Genomic DNA, 23,408 nt, shown 5'->3' on the forward strand with positions numbered 1-23,408 from the left:
TGGATGATGATATAGCAATCAATAAGTCAAGAGACCAAAAAAAATCAAAAGTGTGATCTTGCTCCATAAAATTAACGTCATTTTTGTTAAGTTGGTTCAACTTTTCCTTGAAAATGACGTTGATTGTTCTTGTTTTGTAAATTTAAACTTTATTATTTAGTCTTATCAAAAACACTATTTCGAGATACTACTTCAGGCTGCATTTCAAAAATACGACGCTCGTGATGTTTATCTTTTATACGCTCTAATAAAATTTCAACCGCAGTTTTTCCGACTCTTCGCTTAGGTTGATGAATTGTAGTGAGTGGTGGAGAGAAATAAGCAGATAACTCAATATTATCATATCCAATCACTGAGATATCTTCAGGTACACGTAAACCAGACTGTTTAATTCGACTAATCGCGGCTAATGCCATAATGTCATTGAAACAGAATATAGCTGTTGGCTGTTTGTCCATTGCGATTAGTTTATCTATCGCTTTAGCTGCAGAAGCACATTCAAAATCACCTTCTAAAATCCAATTTGGATTAAAGGCTAATCCTGCCTCTTCATGTGCACGTTTAAAACCATGGATTCGCTCATTACATGTAGCTTTATCCGCTTGACCAGTAATGCATGCGATTTCAGTATGACCTTTTTCAATCAAATGTTTAGTCGCTAAGTAACCACCTTTTTCTGAATTATCAATGATTTTATCTGTGTGTGGGCTGTCTGGGCCCCAGTCCATGATAACCATAGGTAGTTCGGTGTTTTTCTCAAGAAGAGCAAGAAGTTGCTCATTTAGATCAGAACACATAACAAGTAAGCCATCTACTCGTTTCTCTGCCAGCATACGGATGTAATGTTTTTGCTTTTCTAGATCACCTTCGGTATTACACATAAACAATGTGTAGCCTTGCTTGTAACAGTAATTTTCAACACCGTGCATTACTTCTGCAAAAAAAGGATTGAATGATTGCGTTACTAGCATACCGATAGTTCGTGTTGTGTTGCATTTTAAACTACGAGCTACGGCACTTGGTGCGTAATTTAATTCGTCAACAGCTTCCCACACGCGTTTTTGTGTTGCTTCAGCGACGAAGCGAGTTTTATTTATTACGTGAGATACGGTTGTTGTTGATACCGCTGCTAATTTTGCAACGTCTTTAATTGTAGCCATATTTAAGCCTTAACATAGTTAAATAAGGGGCTATTTATGTTCCAACAAAATAGGTGTTGCTCTTTTAAAGAACTGATGGAAGATAAATAGGCCCTGATAAATGAAAAAAACCGCTAAAAATGCGGCTTTTATTTAATGTTTTAATTTTATCGTTTGCGTACACATACTATAGGTAAAGTATAGTGCAAACAATTATTGATTTCATAAATTCTAGTTGTAATCTGATTTATATCACGTACTTGTTAATTTATATCATCAAAATGAGTGACTCAATTACTCACCAGTAAGGAATGCAGCATCTAACTGTAAGAACGTCACTAAGAAATGTGTAACCGCTGCGTAGAAGCCGAAGTCATCTCGCTCTTGGCAGATTTGGCTAAAGCGTGGTGTCCATGATAAGAGTTGCTCATTAATGAAGTTTAACTGAGCGGCCATGTAAGCTTCAAATTCTTCTTCAGAAGCTTGTTGGTTTGTCATTACGATTAAATTACCAAGAAAATCAAGTTCAATGGCAATGTGATCGGCAGGCTCATTAAATTCAGCTTTTTGTGCGATGTTATATTTCTCTAATAGTGCACGCATTTCTTGTGCTGGTTTTGCATTCAAAAGACCTGATTTATCAAGGTATAGTGATGCATAAGGTAGGGCACTGCTTTTATCTGAACCTAAAAAAGCTTGGCAAAAGTCGGCAGAAAGTTCAAGTTGTGCGTCTTCACGTTTTTGTAATTGATTTAACTTTTCAATTAGAGCACTCACTGAGCTAGATAATTCTGCGGTTTCAGCTAAGTTTGATAAAAATGTACGAACTTCAAAGCTATTGTATTCTTCTAATTGTTCTGCGGTTAATTCGCTTGTTAATAAACTTGACAGCCACCAGTAAATTTCAGCGCGTTGTTCGTTAAATGCAGTCAATTCGTTCATGTATTCGTCACTCCAAAAAATTTATATGGGAATTGTACTGGATAAGTGTGAAAAGGAATAGCACCTATCATTAACAGCGTGTATAAATATATATGTAAAGATTAAAGCCGGATTTTGGTTAAGATTTGTTTTGAATCAAACAAATCACAGATATATCAATTGAAAATTGGCATTATTACAAAATATGAATAGAATAAGATAAGAACCATCCAAATAACCATAAAAAGAGAAAATTATGAGCTATCACATTTTAGTTGTTGAAGACGAAGTGGTAACTCGCTCTAAACTTGTAGGCTATTTTGAAGCCGAGGGATATCAAGTGAGCGAGGCTGAAACAGGTGCAGAAATGCGAACTATTTTGGCTGAACAAAAAGTTGATTTAATTATGCTTGATATAAACCTACCAGGAGAGGATGGTTTATTGTTGGCACGCGAACTGCGTAGCCAATCTAATATTGGTATTATTCTTGTTACAGGACGAACTGATAGTATTGATCGAATCGTAGGCTTGGAAATGGGTGCTGATGATTACGTCACTAAACCTGTTGAGCTACGTGAACTTTTAGTCCGAGTTAAAAACTTATTTTGGCGTATGTCATTAGCTAATGAACCGGCAGAGTTAGATGAATCAAATGTAGTTCGTTTTGGCGAGTGGACATTTGATATTCAACGTCGAGCATTATCAAATAATGGTGAGCCAGTAAAATTAACAAAAGCAGAATATGAGTTGTTAGTTGCGCTGTCGTCATATCCTAATACCGTTCTATCACGTGAGCGTATTTTGAATATGATAAGTCATCGAGTAGATGCACCAAATGACAGAACAATTGATGTATTGATCCGTAGAATGCGTGCAAAAATGGAAATGGACCCTAAAAACCCACAAATTTTTGTTACTGTTCATGGCGAAGGCTATATGTTTGCAGGAGATTAACCTCTCCTAAGTTATTTTTATTTTATCAAAAGCCACTCAGAATTTGAGTGGCTTTTTTTATTGCCTATTTAGTTGTCAATATAATTAGTGACTCATCTATAAGAAAAGCTGATTAAAAATGTTTTTTATAATAAAATAAGCCTAGAGTGCTTGCGCTTGTCTATTCAAACATAATTATTAATAGGTTTAGGATGAAACAATATTTCAAAGTGGCAGTGATTGCCTCAGCATTAGTTGGTGTGGTGGGTTGTCAAAGTACTGGTGGGGAAACCTCAGCAGTCTCGGTTGAACAGAATAAAAATACGCCATCAATAGCAACATTTGATGCACTTCAGAAGCAATATTCACTGGATAAAACGACGTTTGATTCAGTTTCTGAGTTCCAAATTTATTCAGAGTCTACTTATGCCTCTATGATGGATGAATGGCTAGAAGCGAAAGAGATTTTCTTAGAAATCGAAAAAGAGCCAGGTTTAATTAATGAAGAGTACTCAATGTTCTCTTCAGGTTCTTATGCGGCTAAATATATGTCATTAGTAACCAATGCGGATGCACAATTTAATAAACTAAAAAGCTACAAAGAAAATGCAGATATCGTGCTGTCTGATGCAATCGCTCAGATGACTTATATCAATTCAATTGATGTGCAACGCTATTACCCTCAGGAGTTTGCTAACCTAAATAAACAATACAAAGCTTTATTTGTTACGGTTATCGAAGATGATATTGCTGAAGCACAAACAGAGCAGGCTTCTTTCCTGACTAAAGCTAAAGTGACGGAAATCAAAACGACACTGAAAATTCATGTTGAGCCATTAGAAAAAGAGTTTTCAATATTATCAAGTAAAGGTTTTAAAGCCATTGCACCCATTAGCTATGGGCAAACAAAAGCAGAATTAGACAAAACAAAAAAAGCGGTTCAAGCGAACAATCGTGATCAGGCACTGATTGCGGATGTAGTTGCTAAAACACGTTTTCAGATTGATCATTTAAAAAATATGGCAGCTGAAGTTAAGTTATTGAAAGCAGTTAAAAATGGCCAATTTGAACAAACCGTTTTAGAGTTTGAGAATAAATTACTTTCTGTATCTCAAGCGATTAACGGTGATGATTACCGTGATCAACCATTGAGAATTCAAACCGAATCCATTCTGGCTGATGTGCAACAAATGCATGAAAAAAATAATACCGCTGATCTGGAAGCAAAAATTAAAGATCTAAATGTTCAAATTAAGACTTTAGAAGTTACCGTTGAGAAGCAAACTAATGACCGTGCTGATGTTCAAAAGCAAGTGCTTGTATTAACTCAACAATTAGAGCGTAATGATAATCTAATTAACAACTTAAATTCAGTTATTGCCTCTTATAAAGAAAAGGAAGTAGCGGAAAAAGCAGCAGAAGAATCATTATCTTCTTCTGAAGAGCCGACCACAGTAGAAGATACGGCAGCGATTGCTGAACCAACTAATGCTAAAGAGGCTGAAGTTCAAGAGAGTAAAGAAGTGGTAGCTGAAACTGTTGAAGCAGAAGTATCATCAACTGATGCTGTAAATGTTGACGCTGAGTCAATACCAGTTGAGAGTACAACAGTGTCTGCACCAGCAGAAGAAATTAAGGTAGAAACAGAGATCAAATAATATTAACACTTTTGATTTTGTTGATATAAGCACCCAAGGTAATCGCTGAGGGTGCTTTTTTATTGGATATTTATCCGTTTCTGATAAACTGCGCTTGTTCACTTTTTTGAGGTACATCATGACATCACCAGAACCTAAATTAACACGCTTAAATAAATTCATCAGTGATACAGGTTACTGCTCGCGCAGAGAAGCCGATAAGCTTATTGATCAAGAACGTATTACTATTAATGGCAAGGTTCCTGAAATGGGAACAAAAGTTGCTGAAGGTGATGAAGTTTTAGTTGATGGTAAACCACTAAAAGCGAAACAAGATCGTATCTATATTGCGTTTAATAAACCCGTAGGTATTACTTGTACAACTGAACGTCATGTTGAAGGGAATATTGTTGATTTCATTAACCATGAACAACGTATCTTCCCAATTGGACGTTTGGATAAGCCGTCAGATGGTTTGATTTTTTTAACCAGTGATGGCGATATTGTAAATAAGATCTTGCGTGCGGGTAATGCTCACGAAAAAGAATATGTTGTGCGTGTTGATAAACCGATTACTGAGGAATTCTTACAGAAAATGGCAGCAGGCGTACCTATTTTAGATACGGTTACTTTACCTTGTAAGATTAAACAAGAATCGCGATTTGTATTTCGAATTACGTTAACTCAAGGGTTAAATCGCCAAATTCGTCGTATGTGTGAATACTTAGATTATGAAGTATTTAAACTAAAACGTGTGCGTATTATGAATATTGATCTTGGCAAATTGGCTTCTGGTGAGTGGCGTTATTTAACGGCTTCTGAAATGAACGAGATTAATAGTATGATAGGTGAATCAAGTAAAACGGAAGAAGCCTCTCGTAAAATTAAAGAAGTTGATGGGAAGATTAGAGTCTTGAAAAAAGCAAGTTCAGGTCGTAATCACCACTCAAATAATACGTTTAATGAAAAACGTCGTGAAAAAGCCAAAGAAGAGCGTTTTGGTAAACCTAGCTCAAACCGTAATACTGATCGTAAACCGAAAGGGAAGGGGCAATCAGAAATTAAAGTATGGCGCGCTAAATAGGTTGTTTTTTCAACATGTTAGCTGAATTATCAACGTTTTGGCGATAAAGTCTACAAACAGAGAGTTAAATTCAAATTTTTGTTTGACTCTTTTTTTAAATCAGTTACATTAAGCCCCGTAAAGAGATGGCGCCTTGGCAGAGTGGCTATGCAGCGGATTGCAAATCCGTGGACCTCGGTTCGACTCCGGGAGGCGCCTCCATTCTTTATAATGCGACACTAGCTCAGCTGGTAGAGCGCAACCTTGCCAAGGTTGAGGTCACGAGTTCGAACCTCGTGTGTCGCTCCAGATTTTAAAGTGAAATACGTTGAATGTTCTTTTGTATGGAAGAGCAACCTAGCCAAGGTTGAGGTCACGCCTAAGCCTTGAAGATCGGGAACCTCGTATGTCGCTACAAATTAAAAGTTACTGCAGTAGCGGTAATTACAGATGGTGTTTTACTTTTCAGTAAGCGGCATCGCAAGAAATTGCGTGCCCTGGTGGTGGAATTGGTAGACACAAGGGATTTAAAATCCCTCGGCGTTCGCGCTGTGCCGGTTCAAGTCCGGCCCGGGGCACCATCTATTTTATATTGAAATGTAAATTTTAATATAACGTGTTATTTAATAACATAAAAGTAATAGTGTAAGTAAAAATGGCGCCTTGGCAGAGTGGCTATGCAGCGGATTGCAAATCCGTGGACCTCGGTTCGACTCCGGGAGGCGCCTCCACTTACTCAATAAAATTAAACATTACGGCAATAGCGGTAATGAAGATGGTGTCACCTCTCTTTAATTAGAGTCATGGTTAGAAGCATCGCAAGAAATTGCGTGCCCTGGTGGTGGAATTGGTAGACACAAGGGATTTAAAATCCCTCGGCGTTCGCGCTGTGCCGGTTCAAGTCCGGCCCGGGGCACCATCAATTAGAAAGGCTCATCAGAAATGATGAGCCTTTTTTCTTTTCTATTAAATCAAAACGGCTATCCGAATTTATATCATTCTGGATAAGTAGTTGTTCAGATAATTACGTAGGAAAAATCGATTAGAGCAAGGCATAAATTACAGTAACTAGTGGATCTAATTACAAAATTTATAACGCAGATATAATCAATTTTAACAAGCAAGAATGATCAAATACTTATGTAGATTGGTATTATATCAAACCGAGTAATTAGTGCCTTAAAAAACGTGTAGACGTCTAGATGTAAATATTTCCAAACCGCGCAAGTTACTGTATAATGCGCGCCTTTCTAGTTATTTATCTCATTTATGCTTCAAGGCAAAGATTATGAACCTTTCTGCTAAAACTGTTGTTGTTATTGCTATCGGTGCTGCTCTGTATGGTATTGGTGGCTTACCAATGTTTGGTATTCCTGTATTTGCGAATACAACATTAAAACCAGCCATGGCTGTGCTTGCACTATTCTCGGTACTTTATGGACCGATCGTAGGCTTCTTAGTTGGTTTTATTGGCCACTGGGTAACAGATTTGTTTGCAGGTTGGGGAGTTTGGCTTACGTGGGTACTTGGCTCTGGTATTGTTGGCTTGGTTATTGGTTTATTTCCTATCATTACAAAAAAACGTATTGAATCGGGACTTTTTGATAAAAAAGACTTTTTCATTTTCGTTGTATTGGCCTTTGCAGGCAATGTAATTGGTTACGGTACTTCTGCTTTCTTAGACACTATTTTATATGCAGAACCATTCACAAAAGTATTTATGCAGCTTTGCATTATTGCAGCAGGTAATACGGTGCTTATTGCGATCGTGGGTTACTTTATTTTGACTAACCTAGCAAAACGTAAGCAGCAAAGCACAAACCTAACAGAGGCGCCATAATAAATGAGCGTAACCTTTTCTAATTTCTCTTTTCGATATGCGTCACAGGATAAGCCGACGCTTAAAAATATCAATCTAAGGATAGAGCAAGGAGAAAAGATCTTAATTATCGGCCCAAGCGGTAGTGGTAAGTCAACATTAGGCCAATGTTTGAATGGTCTTATTCCTCATACCATTAAAGGCGAGAGCCAGGGTCAACTTCATATTAATGACCATAATGTGTCAGAATGGCCTATAGAACAATACACTGAAAATGTAGGTACGGTTTTACAAGATACTGACAGTCAATTTGTAGGCTTAACGGTAGGTGAGGACATTGCTTTTGCTCTTGAAAATCAAATGGTATCAAGAGCTAAAATGTACCCGATTGTTCGTGATACGGCTAAAATGGTTGACCTTGAACAGCTATTGAAAAAATCGCCTTACGACCTTAGTGGCGGGCAGAAACAGCGAGTATCACTTGGCGGTATTCTGGTAGACGATGTTGATATTTTATTGTTTGATGAACCATTAGCAAGTCTTGACCCAAAAACAGGCAAGGCAACGATTGACATCATTGATGATTTGCATAAAAACAGTGGTAAAACGGTTGTTATTATTGAGCACCGTTTGGAAGACGTTCTTTATCGTTCTGTGGATCGTATTATTTTAATGGATCAAGGTGAAATAGTTGCGGATATGACGCCTGATGCGTTAATTCGCTCCCCGCTATTAGCAGAGCACGGTATTAGAGAGCCATTGTATATTTCGTTATTAAAACGATGTGGTATTGACCTTAACTCATTAGCAAACTGTAGTCATCTAGCATCAATCCCTAACAATCAAATTAAACCAGCGGTTGATTCTTGGTTTTTAGATAATGAGCCTTCAACACCTTTAGAAGTAAGAGAAGAGACGCTTTTATCTATTGAAAACCTGAGCTATTCATACGATGGTAAGATCAATGCACTAGAAGATATCTCTTTTACGGTGAATAAAGGCGAATTTGTCTCTATTTTAGGCAAAAATGGATCTGGTAAATCGACAATAACAAAACTTGTAATGGGCGTTTTACACCCTGATCAAGGCTCTATTGTATTAAATGGCCAAGATCTCGCCGAGTTGTCTATTTATGAGCGCTCACAAAAAGTGGGAGTGGTACTACAAAACCCCAACCATATGATTTCTCACCATATGATTTATGATGAAGTTGCGTTTGGTTTAGTGAATAGTGGTTTATCAGAAAAAGAAACAGAAGATAAAGTACTTAGAGCCTTAGATTTATGCGGATTAAGCCGTTTTCGTCACTGGCCTATTGATGCATTGAGCTATGGGCAAAAGAAGCGAGTCACTATTGCATCAATTTTGGTTCTTGAACCTGAATTATTGATCCTTGATGAGCCAACTGCTGGGCAAGATTATCAAAATTATACCTCGATGTTGAGCTTCATTAATCAGCTAAATCGTGAACTTGGTTTAACTGTACTTATTATTTCGCATGATATGCACCTAGTATTAGAGCATACCACTCGCGCTATTGTAATTGCCGATAGTAAATGTATTGCTGATCAAAAAGTAACTCATATCTTTAGTAAACCGGAATTGTTAAATAAAGCAAATTTAACCGTAACAAGCCTATATGAGCTAGCAGAGAAGCTAGGTATTACCAATATTACAGGCTTTATACAGCAGTTCATAACCGCAGAACATGAGAGTAAAAAGAATGTCCACTAATAAACAAAGTTTTGGTATTAACTATGTGGATTTAGATACTTGGCTTCACTGTTTAAATGGCGTAACCAAGTTTCTTCTATTTATAACATGGATAACGGTGGTCTTGACGACATTTGATTTGCGGATCATTGTTCCGCTGATCATGATTGGTTTATATTTGCTAAGGGCGACAAAAGTGCCATTTAAAGCATATAAGCCATTACTGATTGGCACTGCGACAGTTCTAAGTATGAATGCGGTGTTTATGTTTTTACTTGCTCCCAATCAAGGCAATGAACTGCTGGGTTCAACAACCGTGATAATGCCAATTTTTGGTAGTTATGCGATTACACAAGAGACCTTATTTTACTTAATAACCGTAACTTTAAAATACTTTAGTATGTTCCCAATTGCTCTTGTGTTTGTATTTACAACACATCCAACGGAATTTGCTGCAAGTTTAAACCGTATTGGCTTACCGTATAAAATTGCTTATGCAGTAAGCTTAACATTACGTTATTTGCCTGAAGTAAAAAGCGATTTTGTGAACATTATGCATGCACAACAAGCTCGCGGAGTTGATTTATCGAAGAACGTGCCTGTATTTACTCGTATTAGTAATATTGCAAAAATACTTGGGCCATTGATCTTTTCTAGCCTAGATAGAGCGGATGAAATCTCTAATGCTATGGTATTAAGAGGTTTTGGAAGAGCGAAAAGCAGAACATGGTTTAGTGAAAAAGTAATAACAAGAACAGATAAGCTCATGATGAGTGGGTTGTTAGTTATTGTGATTTTAGCTATTACCAAGCGTGTTGTTGAAACGAGTCTCTTTTGGTATCCATTTGGGTAATAGCATTAAATAATCAAAAGTAGGTATTGTACCTACTTTTTATTTTTCGGTTTCACTAAAGTGTTCAATCACATCAGAGCTGATGTTTTCATGGCTGAAAATTAACATCGAAGTAAGTTTATTAACAATATCTTCAGGCTCTAGTTCGCTAAAAATCACATTATTAATGAGCTTTTTAATAAGCACTTCTTCATGCTCAAGAAAGCCACGAGCGTCAATCTCAGCTGGAATATCACTAGGCATGCGGTCAAAGTGCAAGAATGTCATGTTATGGTTTACTGAAGTATTTAATAATTGTTCTGGAAACCATTCTTCACCTGTTACGACCTCTAAGTCATCGTCACTGGATGCTTGAATATCTTGTAAGTTTTGAATCAGTTTTGAAATTTTCACACTTTTTTCTCAAGAGATGGATTACTATTCATTAGTATCAACACTATACTTAAATTCTAAAGTTGAGTGAAATTATATTTTACTTCAATTGCTTAGTTCGTTTGTCTTTTAACCAATCCCTATTGTTAACTTAATGTAGAGTACTTCTTTTGTATCAATATGTTTTTAACCTAAAGCGCCTATGTTTAATTATTGTTCCATTGCTTTTTGTCAGCTCGGCTTACTCAGAAGAGCATCATAATAGCGAAGAGGAGCAGATTGTTCCCCTAAAGGAAAAAGAAAAGGACTGGGGTATTGCTGCGGTTATTCGAACAGCTAGTATTCCGTATACAACAGAGACTGAAACAGTATCGACTTTTATTCCAATGATGTTCTTCGAGAATGATTACGTTTTTATTAATGGAATGGAAGGTGGCGTATACCTATATCAACAGAGTGATTGGCAATTAAGTGCATTAATGCGTTTGCGTTATTTTGACCTACCTAAAGAAGCTCAAAATAAGGCAGGTGGAGATGTTGTGGATACCGGTCTCCAAGCTCGATATAGCATCAATAATGAATGGTTCTTTGGTACTGAATTAATGGTTGATCCTGAATTTCGCTCTTACATGAACTTTAGACTTGGGGCAGAAATAGAATCAGGAGATTGGTGGTTTAATCCAAGCATAGAAGCTCGATGGAAAGAATCAGAGTTTAATAGTTATTACTATGGTTTAAATGACAGCAACAATGACACATTAAGTGCAGGTGTTGATGTAAAAGCGGGCTTTATGTCTCGTTATCATGTTACGTCTAATCTATATCTTCTTGGCGGTAGTTATGTATCTCGTTTAGATGATAGTGCATACAGTAGCCAATATATTGATAATCGTTGGGAATTTGAATACTTCTTAGGGGTGGGTTTCTTTACAGATAGCAGTACTTCCTCTCGCAAAGACATAACAAATAAACCATATTTACGTATAGCTCATGGCTGGGCTACACCATCTAATATTGGCGATATTATTCGCTTAGATTCAGAAAAAGACCCGCATAATAACCAAATGACGTCTGTTTTTTATGGTCTACCCTTAACGGATGAGCTATTTTCACTGCCCATCGATTTGTACTTAACACCTGGTTATGTTCAGCATTGGCAATCAGACGTACAAAATTTAAATTCAGAATTTGTTGTTGCGATTAAGGCTTACGCGACGATCCCATGGCCAACCAAATGGCGATTTGGTGTTGCTGAAGGTCTATCATACATCAATCGCGTTTCTTACATCGAACAGTCTGAAATGGATAGAAAGGGGTATAAAGAAAGTAAGTTATTAAACTATCTAGATTTTTCTTTTGATGTGAATTTGGGTGATTTATTTAATCAGCGAGATTTAGATGGTGTATGGCTTGGTTATAGTATTCATCACCGCTCTGCAATTTTTGAAAACTCATCCCAATATAATCGTATAAAAGGCGGCAGTAACTACAATTCTATTTATATTCAATTCGATATTTAGATAAATAGTTCCATCTAGTTAAGTATAATAAAAATGGCGTTCATATTGAGCGCCATTGTTATTTCTGACTTTTTATTTTATATCAAAGTGTAATAATTAAAACCCACAACAGAATACTACAAAACACAAGAAGGCCAAATAAATAACGTTTAGTCATAATATTATCCTTTCTTATCAATGCATTACCTATTATTACTATCAATAGTGTTATCTGATTGTATTGAATGTTTGATATTAGTCATAAAAAATCGTGCTATTTATACTTTTTAGATAGAGACGATAAAATTTGTTTTGCGAAGCGAAATATGTGCGTTATTATTTTTTGGAATGAATGTCTAAAAATTCGATAAGCTTGGTAAAGGAATACAATGCGAGTTTTTCAAAAAATCACAATAGGAATGTTGATTTTGTCTATTGGGGCGTTAGTTTGGTATCACTTTAAGGGGGATACTAAAATGATTACTATTAGCCCTGAACAATATCAATATTATGCGGCGGATGATAAAAAAGTTGGCGGCATCAGTGAGGCTGTTTTAGTTGAAAAAAATGGCAAACCTTCAATGCGCTGTGCCATGAAAAAAGGAAAATATGCTTGGCCATATTGTGAATTGGCTATTCATCTGTCCGACAGTGTATTTGAAGGTATTGATCTTTCATCGTACTCAAAACTTATTTTAGATATAGACTATAAAAGTGCTGACCCAAATGGTCGATTACGTGTGTATTTGCGAAACAGCAACCCTATATACACGAAACGAAATGATGAAGCATCATTAAAATTTAATGGGGTTGAGTACGAGCCAGGGTTTAATGCTGGACCTAAAGAAATTGCTTTGTCTGATTTTCAGGTTCTGACTTGGTGGATTGCGGATTATAAAGTACCGGTCGAACATACCACACCAGAATTTACTAATATATCAATAATAGAAATCGCCACGCCATCGACAGTGACAAATGGGGATTTTGAAATGACGATAAATAGCATAGAGCTACGTGGCTCATGGATAAAAGAGAACACACTACTCAAAATTATCTTGTACATGTGGTTGGTTATAATTATTGGCTATGTTGTACATGAACAAAAGAGATTAAGCAGAAGCCTTAAAGCAAGTGCTTATCGTGAAGGTCGATTACGTAAATTAAATGATGTCCTTAAAGAGAAGAATGTTGAATTTGCAGAGCTTGCGCATCGTGATTCATTAACTGGGGCTCGAAATCGAAATGCAGTACGCGATTGGTTAGATCAAATGTCTCAACAAGTTCGCTGGGGAAAACAGACCTTCTCTGTTATTTATATAGATATCGACTACTTTAAAAAGATTAATGACAAACTTGGTCACCAAATTGGAGATGATATATTAAGAGAGTTTGTGTTAGTCGTGGCAAGTGCAATTAAAAATACAGATTTTTTGGTGCGTTGGGGAGGGGAAGAATTTATCGTTTTTTGCCCAAACCATAATGTACAACAAGCGGCAGAGAAAGCAGAGCACATTCGCCGAACCGTTGAGCATCATTTATGGTGTCATAATGAGTCACTGACCTGTAGTTTAGGTGTCGCAGAAATGAAAGATGAGCGTATAAGTGAGGTTATTGCTCGTGCTGATGATGCGTTATATAAAGCAAAGAATGCAGGACGAAATCGAGTAATAACCAGTGCTAATATTATGGGCATTAATGATAGCCTGCACTATAGAAATTAAGCATTGCAGCTCTTAATCGTATAAAAATAGTGTATAAAAAGCCTTATATAATTTGTAATAAGGCTTTTTAGTCTATAGGTGTGGGGTCATGTTTGATAGGTTCTTTTGGGCCTAGAAACTTAGGTTGTACATTAAAAATATACAAATCTAATAAAGCTTTCGTTCTCGCCAATATTTCTCTTATTCTGATTTTTGTATTTGCCCACCCTGTAGGAGAAGGTACTACTAAGCAGACTGTATCCATAGAGAAGTGGTTAGCAATAAACACAGCTCGTTGACAATGAAATTTTTGAGTTACGATGGTAAGGCTATTCGCGTCAAATATTTGTGACGCTCTCTGTACAGAATCAAGTGTTCTAAAGCCTGCGTAATCAAGAGTAATATTTTCTTCTGGGATCCCGGCTTTTAATAAGTCTCTTTTCATTGTCCATGGTTCATTATAAGAACGATGAGCGTTATCACCACTTAATAGAAAGTGGGTTACTTTATTTTGTTTGTATAACTCAATGGCAGCATCAATACGATATTGATAGTACGGATTTAACGTTCGGCGAATATATTTACTCGTGCCAAGAACAAGAGCCGTTTCTTGAGAGGGCAGCGTTTCAATATTTTTATATAGTTGAGATGATGTAGATAAAGAAATCGATAAATCTGCCAGCAGAACAGCAGATACAATAACCCCTATGATTAGCGTGATAATTTTCAACCATAACTTAACATGATGAAGTAAAGGGAGTTTCATTGAGCCTCAACTTGATGAGTAGATATTATACTTGGCGATTTTTTTGTGCCCACATACCGATAATAATAAAGGTAGAAAGAACAATAGCAAGCATAAAAGCAGGTTCAATAGATCGCAGTGCAGAAGTGAGAAAGGGTGATGCTTTTACAATTAATAGGCCATAACCAAAAGCATTTACACCGATAAAAGCACAGGTACGAATTAAAAAGTGTTTACCAGATAGAAAAGCACGAAGTGCTCGATTTATATCCCCTCCTAGCATGACTAAAGCACAAGCAATCATAGCAACTGAAATATCTGATAAGTATGGGGTTAAGTAGCTTCCCATTGAGTTAAAGAAAGAAATCACGTGATTCATGTTAGCATCTTTTTAATTTTATTTAGTTAATATATAGGTAATAGAAACATATAGTTGAAAAAAAACCAGAGAAATTTTCTCTGGTTTTGATTTTGGTGGAAATTTTTAATTAAAACGCAGTACGTTTGTAACGACGGTATACTGGTTTCCAGAAGTATTGCTCAATTTTTTGATGCAGTGCTTCGTCAGTAATCTCTAGAGCATACCCTTGTTCAATTGCTTTTCTAGCAACGGCAAAGGCAATTTTCTTAGATACTGTGTGGATCTCTTCCAGTGGTGGAAGAAGCGCACCAGAGCCATTAATAGCAAGTGGCGAACATTCTGCTAATGCACGACTTGATTCTTGTAACATTTCATCAGAAACACGAGTTGCTTTAATTGCCAGTACACCTAGACCAATACCAGGGAAGATAAAACTGTTGTTACATTGTGCAATTGGGTAAGTTTGACCATCGTGTGTTACCGGATCGAATGGGCTACCTGTTGCGACTAGTGCTTGTCCATTAGTCCAACGAATTATATCATTTGGCGTTGCTTCAACACGGCTTGTTGGATTTGATAATGGGAACACAATAGGACGCTCACAATGCTTATGCATTTCCTGAATAACTTCTTTGCTAAATAAGCCAGGAGCACCAGATACACCAATTAATACGGTTGGTTTTGCATTACGCATAACATCGACAAGTGAATAGTTAGGCTCTTCAGAAACCCAGTCTTTCGTATTTTCAGCTTTTTGTACTAAACGTTGTTGGAAATCAAGTAGATTTGGCATGCCTTCTTGCAGTAAGCCCCAACGGTCAACCATGTACACTTGTGAACGTGCTTGCGCATCAGAAATACCTTCAGATACCATTTGAGCAATAATCGCTTCAGCAATACCACAACCCGCCGAACCTGCACCTAAGAAGGCAACACGTTGTTGAGCTAATGAACTGCCCGCGGCTTTACATGCTGCAAGTAGAGAGCCCACAGTAACGGCAGCAGTACCTTGGATATCATCATTAAAGCAACAGATACGATTTTTGTAACGCTCAAGCAAAGGCATCGCATTTTTTTGTGCGAAATCTTCAAATTGAACAAGTGCTTGAGGCCAACGACGTTGAACAGCTTGAATAAAGTCCTCAACAAACTCAGCGTATTCATCACCCGTTACACGAGGGTGACGCCAGCCCATGTACATAGGGTCAGCAAGACGTTGAGGGTTATTCGTACCTACATCAAGAACGATAGGTAGGGTATGCGCAGGACTAATACCACCACATGCGGTATACAGTGCCAACTTACCAATAGGGATACCCATGCCTCCGATACCTTGGTCTCCAAGGCCAAGAATACGTTCGCCATCAGTAACTACAATTACTTTTACGTTTTGGTTTGCGGCATTGTTTAATAGGTCATCAATTCGATTTTTGTTCTCATAAGAGATAAATAACCCACGACCACGACGATAAATATTTGAGAAGTTTTCACACGCAGCACCAACGGTAGGCGTATAAATAATGGGCATCATTTCACTGATATGGTTTTGAACTAAGCGATAAAACAAGGTTTCATTCGTGTCTTGAATATTACGTAGGTAGATATGTTTATCCATATCATTTTCAAAACTTTGATATTGCTTATAAGCGCGACCAGTTTGTTCTTCGATGCTTTCGATTGCTTCAGGAAGTAAGCCTTCTAAGTTAAAATATTTACGCTCAGTAGTGCTGAATGCGCTGCCTTTATTTAGCAGAGGGGTACTTAGAAGTGCTGGGCCAGCATAAGGGATATATAGGGGACGTTTGTTGTTATTCATTGTTATGCTTCTTCAAATCAAGAATGAACCACAGATCCTATTCCTACTTTAAACAAATATCAAAGCGTGAATGAAAATAAAGTGCGAATAGAGTCATGTTTTTATCAATCAAATCCGCTAGAGTAGTCAAATATTCTATTATTTTACGGTTTGTATGTTTTTGTTGCCAATTAATGCCATTCGTTCTGAGTTTTCATCTGTTATTTTAACCAAAAATGCAGTCGTTCAATCTGAAACGGGTTCAGGAAAATCAACACACTTGCCACTATGGGCTGCGGAGCATGGACGTGTCTTAGTCATTGAGCCGAGAAGGATAGCTTGTACCGCATTGGCAGAATATCTAGCACTACAAAGTGGTAAGGCTTTGGGGGAAGATATTGGGTATACGATAAAACTCGATAGTCGATATTGTGAAGAGAGTAAGATTGTATTTGTGACCCCTGGAATCGCATTAAAGTGGTTCATGGAAGACAAATTAGTTTCATTTTCTCATATTATGATTGATGAGTTTCATGAGCGTCGATGGGATACGGATCTATTATTATCGTTATTGCATGATCATCAACAGCATCGTCTTATTTTAACTTCTGCTACCATAGATACTAAGCCATTAGCGATCTATGCAAACGCCACTGTTTTAACTGCTAAAGGCCGACAGTTTACCGTTAAAATATCGCATATTTCTGAGCACTCGCAACAAATGCCATCGGCAAGGAACATCGAACAGCGAATTATCTCAACATTAAAAACGGTTATTCAGCGAGGAGAAACTGGCGATATATTGGTGTTCTTACCAGGTAAAAAAGAAATCATACAATGCGTACAAATAGCCGCAGGGTTATATCTTAATCACCAAGTGATCCCTCTGTTTGCAGGGGTATCAGACTTACATCGTAAGCAAGCATTAACTCAGTCGAGCCAACAGCGGATTATTTTTTCGACTAACGTGGCAGAAACTTCCCTTACCATCCCAAATGTCACGGTGGTTATTGACTCTGGATTAGAGCGAAGAACACACCAACGAAATGGCCGAACTACGTTATCTCTTCAAGCCATTTCTAAAGCGAGTGCCGATCAACGCTCAGGAAGAGCAGGAAGAACTCAATCCGGTCAAGCACTTCGATTGTATGGTGAACATGCTCCACTCGAAAAAATGACACCGCCAGAACTGCAAAGAGAAGAGTTAGTTGAAGCGGTATTGGCGTCTGCCAGTTGTAAGAAAGCTTTGCGAGAGATGACATTCTTAGAGCCGTTACCAGAAAAATCATTAGCGTTAGCCGAAGAAAAACTACAACAAATGGGAGCGATAAACAGTGAGCTTATGATCACTGATTATGGGTCGCAATTGTTTCCCTTACCCATTGATACCCTCTTTTCACATATGCTTTCGGTAGTTAAAGGGCGATCTGAAAAAGAAACCGTTGCCGATTTAGTGGCGGGGCTTTCTGTTTCAAATAAATTGTTCTCAATCGCTAATTCAGAAATGGCACGAGATGAGTTTTTGCGTTGGAACCCTAAATCCTGTGATCTCGTTACTTTAGTCTCTATTGTTCGAAGTCATGATTGTGAAGGATTAATGATTGATGATGAATTGCGTAAAGAAGCTCAGGCATTAGCAAAGCAGATCCGTAATGAATTAGGGCTACCAGAATTATCAGTCAGTAGTCGATTGAAAAGAGAGGAAGTGCTACAGCAATTGGTAGAAAAGCTGCCTGAGTTGGTTTTTGTTCGTAGAGAGAAACGAAGAGAAGCTTTTGGTAATGGTTATTTGGAAGTCGTTCTTGGTCGAAATAATCATTTTTTACCTGCTGATGAAGCCGCTATTATATTTAATCAGTTTTCTTTACCTGGAAGAGGCAATAAACAGACACTAACAATTGCAACGGCACTGGCGCCGATAGATATTTCTTGGGTCATTGAAAGTGGATTGGCGGAATGTCGAGTTGGTGAATGTGTTAATGATAATCAAGACATTAAAATAGCGCATGATTATTACTACGCCAATCGACTATTGAAAACGGTTTATGTTGAACCGAAAGAAGAGGATGCAATAGCGGTTATCGTTTCTCAAGTGATTGACGGTTGCATCTTGCCATCACTTAAGGAGAAAAGAGAAACGGAAATTGCCGCTTGGCAGCTATATTGTCAATTAAATGGCAATAAGAAGATCTCCCTAATGACGTTTGAGTCTTGGTTCACTCAAGAGTTAAGAGAACTGGGAGTTACCTCATTAGAGGATATGGAGATGTTTAGTGAAGATGATTTTATTTATGATGGGATCCCTGAATGGGAATTGAATGATTTCTTATCAACGTATCCTCAAATCGTTGTATTACCCGATGTAACCGTGTCTGTTGAATATTTCCCTTCGAGCAAACGTATCGTGTTAACGTACATAAAAGGCGATAGAAAGAGCGATCTCAAAAGATGGGAGCTTCCTACATGGTCTGGGTGGCGTATTCAATATAAAAAAAACAGTCGCAAAGTAGATATAAGATAATTACACATAAAAAGTGGAATGTCGGTATACATTTTGCTTCTACTATGTAAAAAGGCAAGTTACTGACAAAAGGTCAATTATGAAAAAATGGATGCTATTAATTGCATTGGCTATTCCTCTTGTAACATCAGCAAAAGAATTAAATCGTATTCATAGTTATGAAGACAGCTATGTATTAGGTACCTATACCAATGAGTTGAATAAAGATACCTATGTAGCAGGTGGTTTTGAAGATGCTGATGGGTTACAACAAGTTGAAGTTAAATTTCAATTTTCTTTAGCCGTTCCAATTATTCCGATCAATCAAAGTACATCGGTTATGTTTGCATATACACAAAAATCATTATGGCAGTTGGGAAACAGTGATATTTCATCCCCTTTTAGAGAAACCAACTATAAGCCTCAGTTCTTTGTAATGCATCAATCAAATATGTTGCTATTTAATAATGCAGAGATAGGTTATATCCATGAATCAAATGGACAAACAGCTAGTTTATCTCGTAGTTGGGATAGAATGTATGGTGCCTTAGAACGCATTGACGGTCCTGTTCAGTATGGTGTTAGAGCGTGGTATGTCTTTGCTGATGAAACACCAAATGAAGACATGACTGACTATTTAGGTGACTATGACGTATGGCTAAAGTTCGGAAATGATATAGGCCAGTTTAATACACGTTTTCATTATAATTTTGGAACAAACAAAGGTGGAGCAGAAGCAGGCTATACTTTGTATTTAAATAAATTTGTTGGTTTATATGTTCAAGCCTGGAAGGGATACGGTGAAACCTTAATTGATTATGATCATGACCAAACTCGAATTGGTTTAGGAATGAAGCTAATTCCACCAAATTAATTCAAGTTACTATTTATAATCATTAAGCCTCAATATTTATTGGGGCTTTTTTATGCAAATTATAAATGCGATGCTGATCGTTAAGTATAGGCCGAGAAATGAGGCCACTTACTATGATAGCGATCATTGCTATCATTTATAATATGGATTACGATCGCGCCAGTTTTTTTCTAGGGAATACAATATGATTATAATGATGTTGTTGAGTTTTGTAATTATCGCCGCGGTTTTGTGGTGGTTTTACAGTCGAGATAAAGCGACTTCTTTAAATCCAGCATGGATGATATTTTTTGTTGTTATCAGCATGATTGTTATTTTTTCTTCAGGCCTACGACCAGAAAAATTTGCTGTAAATAATAAAGCCATTACAGAGCCGTTAGGCCCGCTGTCGTATAGCGATAAAATGCGTTATTTAGAAGATCAGTTAAAAGCATCACCTAATGATGCCGAACTTTGGTTTGAGATTGGCCAGGGGTATTTACTCAATGGCGAGTTTTCTAATGCAAGTATCTGTTTTGATTATGCACTGCGCCTTACTGATGAGCCAACAGCAAATCAATACGCAGCAAAGGCGACGACGTTATATTACGCTCACTCTCAAATTATTGATGAAGAAATCCAAGCCTTACTGGATAAAGCGTTAGAGCTAGATGAATATAACCAAGCAGCATTAACCTTAATTGCTTCTGATCATTTTGTGACATTCCGTTATCAAAAAGCGATAAATGCTTGGCAGAAAATTTTAAATTCAGAACGAGTAGATGTAGATAGGGTTACGATCATTAATTCAATTAACCAAGCGAAACAATTGATGCAAGCTCGTCGCTAGTTAAAGAGTTAAAGAGTTAAAGAGTTAAAGAGTTAAAGAGACAGAAAAGCCGACACTTAGTTTATAAAGTGTCGGCTTTTTTATTGCTTGAAAAGTGTGTTAAAGCTCCGTATGTGTAACATTGAGCTAATTCACATATTATTTAATCGGAGCGTAATCTCTTGATTCACGTTCTTTAGCTTGCTCCTCCCACTGTGGAACAACGGTTTCCAAGAAGTGTTTCTTCTCTGCATTCATTGCATCCATATCCATACCTAGTGCTTTTTGTGCAGCAGCTTTAGTAGAGATGTCTGGAATTGCAATAGGGTCTGTAATGCCTTTTTTCGCCAGTAAGCGAACAAGTTTAGTTCGAGCATCTGCTGCTTTATCAACCGCAGTCCCTAATACTTCTAGGGCAACTTCAGGAGCATGCATATGTACGCCGTGTGAAGCAATCGCATAATCCCAACGCCATTGTGCGTGGCGAATGTCTTGTAGGATTGGTTCCATTTCTTTTTGAGTTGCACCGGCATCCCATGCTGCACCAGCCTCAAAATGAGCAGCAACGATTTGACGTTCCGCTGTGAGTTTCATTTTTAGTACTTGAGCTTTACGAGTAGCAACAACGCCTTGTAGCATTTCTTTAGATTGCGTGTGACAATTTGCACAGGTGTCTTCAAAACGGTCAAACGGATTACCAACTTTATGGTCAGTGTATACAGTGCCGTCTTCCTTTGTCACTTTTGGCATATGACAATCCACACAAGTGACTTTGTTCTTACCGTGAATGCCATCTCGCCATGTTTCATAGCCTGGATGTTGTGCTTTTAGCATTGGTGCTTTAGATACTTTATGTGTCCAGTCTTTAAAACCGATCTCATCATAGTACTCTTCCATTTCATCAACCGTAGTTCCTTTATCCCAAGGGAATTTAACGGCTTTAGTTTTACCAGTGAAGTAGTACTCTACGTGACATTGACCACAAACGGCAGCTTGTTGGTCTAAACGAGATTGGTCACCAAAAGGTTTACCAATAGCGTCCATAGCACGCTCTACATGGGGCTTGGTTAATGCCAGTGCAGGACCACCATTTTTAAACTCTTCACTACGAGTATCGTGGCAATCGGCACAACCAATTGGGTTTTGGATTTCACTACCTAAGCGAGCCCATTTACCAGAGAAATAGCCGTCTTCGCCTTGTTCTTCGATTACACGCCCAACATCAGGGCTTTTACAGCTCCAACATGCCATCGGCATAGGGCCTGATTTTTCATCGGTAGGGCCAGCAGTACGAAGGGTTTCTCTTACGTCATCGACAGCATAAAAGTGCCCACGAGCTTTGTTGTAGTCTTTAGCAAAACCGTAGCCAGCCCATAAGATCACCATGTTTGGATCTTCAGCTAATGCGTCTTCGATTTGCACACTGTCAGAGGTAGATCGCCATGTATCGTATTGATCGGCGTACTCAGTTGCATAGGCTTCATTGCGAGGGTCAACTCGCTCACTGTTTTCAGATGCAGCAAAGCTGTGGCTACTTAATAATAACGTAGTCACCATGGCAATTGCAGCGGCTGAACGACGGGTCCATTGCTTTTTCACTATTGTATCTCCAATATTCTTTTAATTAATTAGCCAAGCGTTGTGAAAGCGACTATCAATCAGAATTGGAAACTTTGCTTAGTGTAGCGTAAATGCAAGATGCTTATTTTTTCATCGAAGCTAGAGTTGATTTACATCAAGTTACATAAGTGATCTATATCACCAATAAAGATAACTAACCCTAAAGTGTTAATTTGCACCTTTCTTGTTAAGAATGGTTCTTATTTTTGTTGAAATACAACAAGATAATGATTTATTGATGACTATCACAAAAGAGGTATAAGCTGAGAGTTAATTAGATACAAGTTGTATTATTTAGACACATTTAGTTATAAAATACATTTGTTAAGCGTTGTGGCTAAACTATCCAATGAGAATTGATACCAAAATCTGAAGGGAAATCTTCAGGATTACAATTACTCACCCTCCTATTTGTTCATGTTTTACAGCATCAAATAGTATGGAAAGGGAAGGATATATAATGGGCAAAGTCAAACTCGCCATAGCCACAATGTTGAAGCTTACCTTCGCATTTTGTCTCTATGGTTTGTCTCTGAATGTTGCAGCGGATGAATCGCCCCAAATTAAGGCCGATGCATCAACTCGACATGAGGTGACACTAATTCGTGACCGCGATTATGCGTGTACACAATGTCATAAAGATGAAAAAGAGACACTTAAGGGATCACACGGAGAAGAGTCATTTGCGATTCTTAAACGTGATGTGAATTGTGTTGAGTGTCATAAATCAATTGGGCCTGATCACCGAGAAGGCGCACCTCAAGTTACAAAATATTCTGCGGCACAATCAAAGCAAGGCACGGAAAAAGTGACCCTCTCGTTTGATGAAATTTTACAAGCTAATAGCCAATGTACTGATTGCCACACCTCAGAGAGATTACGAGACGACAGCTGGACGCATGACGTTCATGCTAAAAACTTAACTTGTTCATCTTGTCATGTCGTTCATGGAGAAAAAGAGGCTGTGCTTTCTTTTGATCATTCAACGAAGATTAAGATGTGTGTTGATTGCCACGCTGATTTTAATCAGAAAGAAAATAAGCTAGGAGAATAGT

Annotated in this window: 19 protein-coding genes and 5 tRNA genes; 17 read left to right on the forward strand and 7 right to left on the reverse strand. The window is 37.7% G+C overall.

What is annotated here, in order from left to right:
- Positions 1–152: 152 nt before the first annotated feature.
- The gene (gene purR, locus PVK63_RS14655; RefSeq protein ID WP_130047460.1) at positions 153–1,160 is read right to left on the reverse strand and encodes an HTH-type transcriptional repressor PurR; all 1,008 of its coding nucleotides are present in this window, start codon (positions 1,158–1,160) and stop codon (positions 153–155) included.
- Positions 1,161–1,433: 273 nt separating this feature from the next.
- Positions 1,434–2,081 carry a molecular chaperone TorD gene (torD, locus tag PVK63_RS14660; RefSeq protein ID WP_130087669.1) on the reverse strand — a complete coding sequence of 216 codons (648 nt, stop codon included), beginning with the start codon at positions 2,079–2,081 and terminating at the stop codon, positions 1,434–1,436.
- A gap of 235 nt (positions 2,082–2,316) precedes the next feature.
- On the opposite strand from torD, the gene torR reads away from it, so the two are divergent.
- The 11 genes from torR to PVK63_RS14715 all read left to right on the forward strand — a co-directional run bounded on the left by torR (position 2,317) and on the right by PVK63_RS14715 (position 10,079).
- Positions 2,317–3,015 (forward strand): two-component system response regulator TorR, encoded by a 699-nt coding sequence (torR, locus tag PVK63_RS14665; protein WP_130045571.1) that lies wholly within the window; start codon positions 2,317–2,319, stop codon positions 3,013–3,015.
- A gap of 191 nt (positions 3,016–3,206) precedes the next feature.
- The gene (locus tag PVK63_RS14670) at positions 3,207–4,652 is read left to right on the forward strand and encodes a hypothetical protein (RefSeq protein ID WP_130087670.1); all 1,446 of its coding nucleotides are present in this window, start codon (positions 3,207–3,209) and stop codon (positions 4,650–4,652) included.
- A gap of 118 nt (positions 4,653–4,770) precedes the next feature.
- Positions 4,771–5,715: a 23S rRNA pseudouridine(2604) synthase RluF gene (rluF, locus tag PVK63_RS14675; RefSeq protein WP_130087671.1), complete on the forward strand. Its 945-nt coding sequence runs from the start codon at positions 4,771–4,773 to the stop codon at positions 5,713–5,715.
- 127 nt (positions 5,716–5,842) lie between these two features.
- Positions 5,843–5,916: transfer RNA gene (locus PVK63_RS14680), tRNA-Cys, on the forward strand.
- 11 nt (positions 5,917–5,927) lie between these two features.
- Positions 5,928–6,003: transfer RNA gene (locus PVK63_RS14685), tRNA-Gly, on the forward strand.
- A gap of 185 nt (positions 6,004–6,188) precedes the next feature.
- Positions 6,189–6,275, forward strand: a tRNA-Leu gene (locus tag PVK63_RS14690).
- Between the two features lie 76 nt (positions 6,276–6,351).
- A tRNA-Cys gene (locus PVK63_RS14695) sits at positions 6,352–6,425 on the forward strand.
- Positions 6,426–6,526: 101 nt separating this feature from the next.
- Positions 6,527–6,613, forward strand: a tRNA-Leu gene (locus tag PVK63_RS14700).
- A gap of 369 nt (positions 6,614–6,982) precedes the next feature.
- Positions 6,983–7,534 (forward strand): ECF-type riboflavin transporter substrate-binding protein, encoded by a 552-nt coding sequence (locus tag PVK63_RS14705; protein ID WP_130045574.1) that lies wholly within the window; start codon positions 6,983–6,985, stop codon positions 7,532–7,534.
- Positions 7,535–7,537: 3 nt separating this feature from the next.
- Entirely contained in the window at positions 7,538–9,247 is a 1,710-nt protein-coding gene (locus tag PVK63_RS14710) for an ABC transporter ATP-binding protein (protein WP_130087672.1), read from the forward strand.
- Positions 9,237–10,079 (forward strand): energy-coupling factor transporter transmembrane component T family protein, encoded by an 843-nt coding sequence (locus tag PVK63_RS14715; RefSeq protein WP_130087673.1) that lies wholly within the window; start codon positions 9,237–9,239, stop codon positions 10,077–10,079. The genes PVK63_RS14710 and PVK63_RS14715 overlap by 11 nt, the downstream gene beginning before the upstream one ends.
- A 39-nt stretch (positions 10,080–10,118) precedes the next feature.
- On the opposite strand, the gene PVK63_RS14720 is transcribed toward PVK63_RS14715, so the two are convergent.
- Complete coding sequence (locus PVK63_RS14720; protein ID WP_130087674.1) at positions 10,119–10,472, reverse strand: hypothetical protein; 354 nt, start codon at positions 10,470–10,472, stop codon at positions 10,119–10,121.
- A gap of 188 nt (positions 10,473–10,660) precedes the next feature.
- On the opposite strand from PVK63_RS14720, the gene PVK63_RS14725 reads away from it, so the two are divergent.
- Complete coding sequence (locus tag PVK63_RS14725) at positions 10,661–11,971, forward strand: MipA/OmpV family protein (protein WP_423734710.1); 1,311 nt, start codon at positions 10,661–10,663, stop codon at positions 11,969–11,971.
- A gap of 368 nt (positions 11,972–12,339) precedes the next feature.
- Complete coding sequence (locus PVK63_RS14730) at positions 12,340–13,671, forward strand: GGDEF domain-containing protein (protein WP_130087676.1); 1,332 nt, start codon at positions 12,340–12,342, stop codon at positions 13,669–13,671.
- Positions 13,672–13,738: 67 nt separating this feature from the next.
- Here the strand turns inward: PVK63_RS14730 and PVK63_RS14735 are convergent, their stop codons facing one another.
- The 3 genes from PVK63_RS14735 to PVK63_RS14745 form a co-directional block, all read right to left on the reverse strand.
- Entirely contained in the window at positions 13,739–14,416 is a 678-nt protein-coding gene (locus PVK63_RS14735; protein ID WP_130087677.1) for a SanA/YdcF family protein, read from the reverse strand.
- A 25-nt stretch (positions 14,417–14,441) separates the two neighbouring features.
- Positions 14,442–14,774, reverse strand: a complete 333-nt coding sequence (locus PVK63_RS14740) for a DUF3392 domain-containing protein (protein WP_130045581.1) — start codon at positions 14,772–14,774, stop codon at positions 14,442–14,444.
- A gap of 109 nt (positions 14,775–14,883) precedes the next feature.
- Positions 14,884–16,572 (reverse strand): NAD-dependent malic enzyme, encoded by a 1,689-nt coding sequence (locus PVK63_RS14745; protein WP_130087678.1) that lies wholly within the window; start codon positions 16,570–16,572, stop codon positions 14,884–14,886.
- Positions 16,573–16,726: 154 nt separating this feature from the next.
- Here PVK63_RS14745 and PVK63_RS14750 point away from each other — a divergent pair, with 154 nt between their 5' ends.
- The 3 genes from PVK63_RS14750 (at position 16,727) to PVK63_RS14760 (ending at position 20,754) form a co-directional block, all read left to right on the forward strand.
- Positions 16,727–19,072, forward strand: coding sequence for a helicase-related protein (locus tag PVK63_RS14750; protein ID WP_130087679.1), 2,346 nt, complete (start codon positions 16,727–16,729; stop codon positions 19,070–19,072).
- A 79-nt stretch (positions 19,073–19,151) separates the two neighbouring features.
- Positions 19,152–19,925 (forward strand): phospholipase A, encoded by a 774-nt coding sequence (locus PVK63_RS14755; RefSeq protein ID WP_130087680.1) that lies wholly within the window; start codon positions 19,152–19,154, stop codon positions 19,923–19,925.
- A 184-nt stretch (positions 19,926–20,109) separates the two neighbouring features.
- Positions 20,110–20,754 carry a TPR domain-containing protein gene (locus PVK63_RS14760; RefSeq protein ID WP_130087681.1) on the forward strand — a complete coding sequence of 215 codons (645 nt, stop codon included), beginning with the start codon at positions 20,110–20,112 and terminating at the stop codon, positions 20,752–20,754.
- A 138-nt stretch (positions 20,755–20,892) separates the two neighbouring features.
- On the opposite strand, the gene nrfA is transcribed toward PVK63_RS14760, so the two are convergent.
- Positions 20,893–22,332, reverse strand: coding sequence for an ammonia-forming nitrite reductase cytochrome c552 subunit (nrfA, locus tag PVK63_RS14765; protein WP_130087682.1), 1,440 nt, complete (start codon positions 22,330–22,332; stop codon positions 20,893–20,895).
- 481 nt (positions 22,333–22,813) lie between these two features.
- Here nrfA and nrfB point away from each other — a divergent pair, with 481 nt between their 5' ends.
- Positions 22,814–23,407, forward strand: a complete 594-nt coding sequence (gene nrfB / locus PVK63_RS14770) for a cytochrome c nitrite reductase pentaheme subunit (RefSeq protein ID WP_130087683.1) — start codon at positions 22,814–22,816, stop codon at positions 23,405–23,407.
- The last annotated feature ends 1 nt before the right edge of the window (position 23,408 follow it).

The sequence above is a fragment of the Aliivibrio sp. S2TY2 genome, from assembly GCF_028765525.1.
Taxonomy (GTDB): Bacteria; Pseudomonadota; Gammaproteobacteria; order Enterobacterales; family Vibrionaceae; genus Aliivibrio; species Aliivibrio finisterrensis_A.

Coding starts and splice junctions, on each gene's coding strand:
- PVK63_RS14670 (WP_130087670.1), top strand. CDS start 3,207: ATGAAACAATATTTCAAAGTGGCAGTGATTGCCTCAGCATTAGTTGGT.
- PVK63_RS14735 (WP_130087677.1), bottom strand. CDS start 14,416: ATGAAACTCCCTTTACTTCATCATGTTAAGTTATGGTTGAAAATTATC.
- PVK63_RS14715 (WP_130087673.1), top strand. CDS start 9,237: ATGTCCACTAATAAACAAAGTTTTGGTATTAACTATGTGGATTTAGAT.
- PVK63_RS14740 (WP_130045581.1), bottom strand. CDS start 14,774: ATGAATCACGTGATTTCTTTCTTTAACTCAATGGGAAGCTACTTAACC.
- torR (WP_130045571.1), top strand. CDS start 2,317: ATGAGCTATCACATTTTAGTTGTTGAAGACGAAGTGGTAACTCGCTCT.
- PVK63_RS14705 (WP_130045574.1), top strand. CDS start 6,983: ATGAACCTTTCTGCTAAAACTGTTGTTGTTATTGCTATCGGTGCTGCT.
- PVK63_RS14710 (WP_130087672.1), top strand. CDS start 7,538: ATGAGCGTAACCTTTTCTAATTTCTCTTTTCGATATGCGTCACAGGAT.
- PVK63_RS14730 (WP_130087676.1), top strand. CDS start 12,340: ATGCGAGTTTTTCAAAAAATCACAATAGGAATGTTGATTTTGTCTATT.
- PVK63_RS14745 (WP_130087678.1), bottom strand. CDS start 16,572: ATGAATAACAACAAACGTCCCCTATATATCCCTTATGCTGGCCCAGCA.
- PVK63_RS14755 (WP_130087680.1), top strand. CDS start 19,152: ATGAAAAAATGGATGCTATTAATTGCATTGGCTATTCCTCTTGTAACA.
- rluF (WP_130087671.1), top strand. CDS start 4,771: ATGACATCACCAGAACCTAAATTAACACGCTTAAATAAATTCATCAGT.
- PVK63_RS14750 (WP_130087679.1), top strand. CDS start 16,727: ATGTTTTTGTTGCCAATTAATGCCATTCGTTCTGAGTTTTCATCTGTT.
- PVK63_RS14760 (WP_130087681.1), top strand. CDS start 20,110: ATGATTATAATGATGTTGTTGAGTTTTGTAATTATCGCCGCGGTTTTG.
- purR (WP_130047460.1), bottom strand. CDS start 1,160: ATGGCTACAATTAAAGACGTTGCAAAATTAGCAGCGGTATCAACAACA.
- torD (WP_130087669.1), bottom strand. CDS start 2,081: ATGAACGAATTGACTGCATTTAACGAACAACGCGCTGAAATTTACTGG.
- nrfB (WP_130087683.1), top strand. CDS start 22,814: ATGGGCAAAGTCAAACTCGCCATAGCCACAATGTTGAAGCTTACCTTC.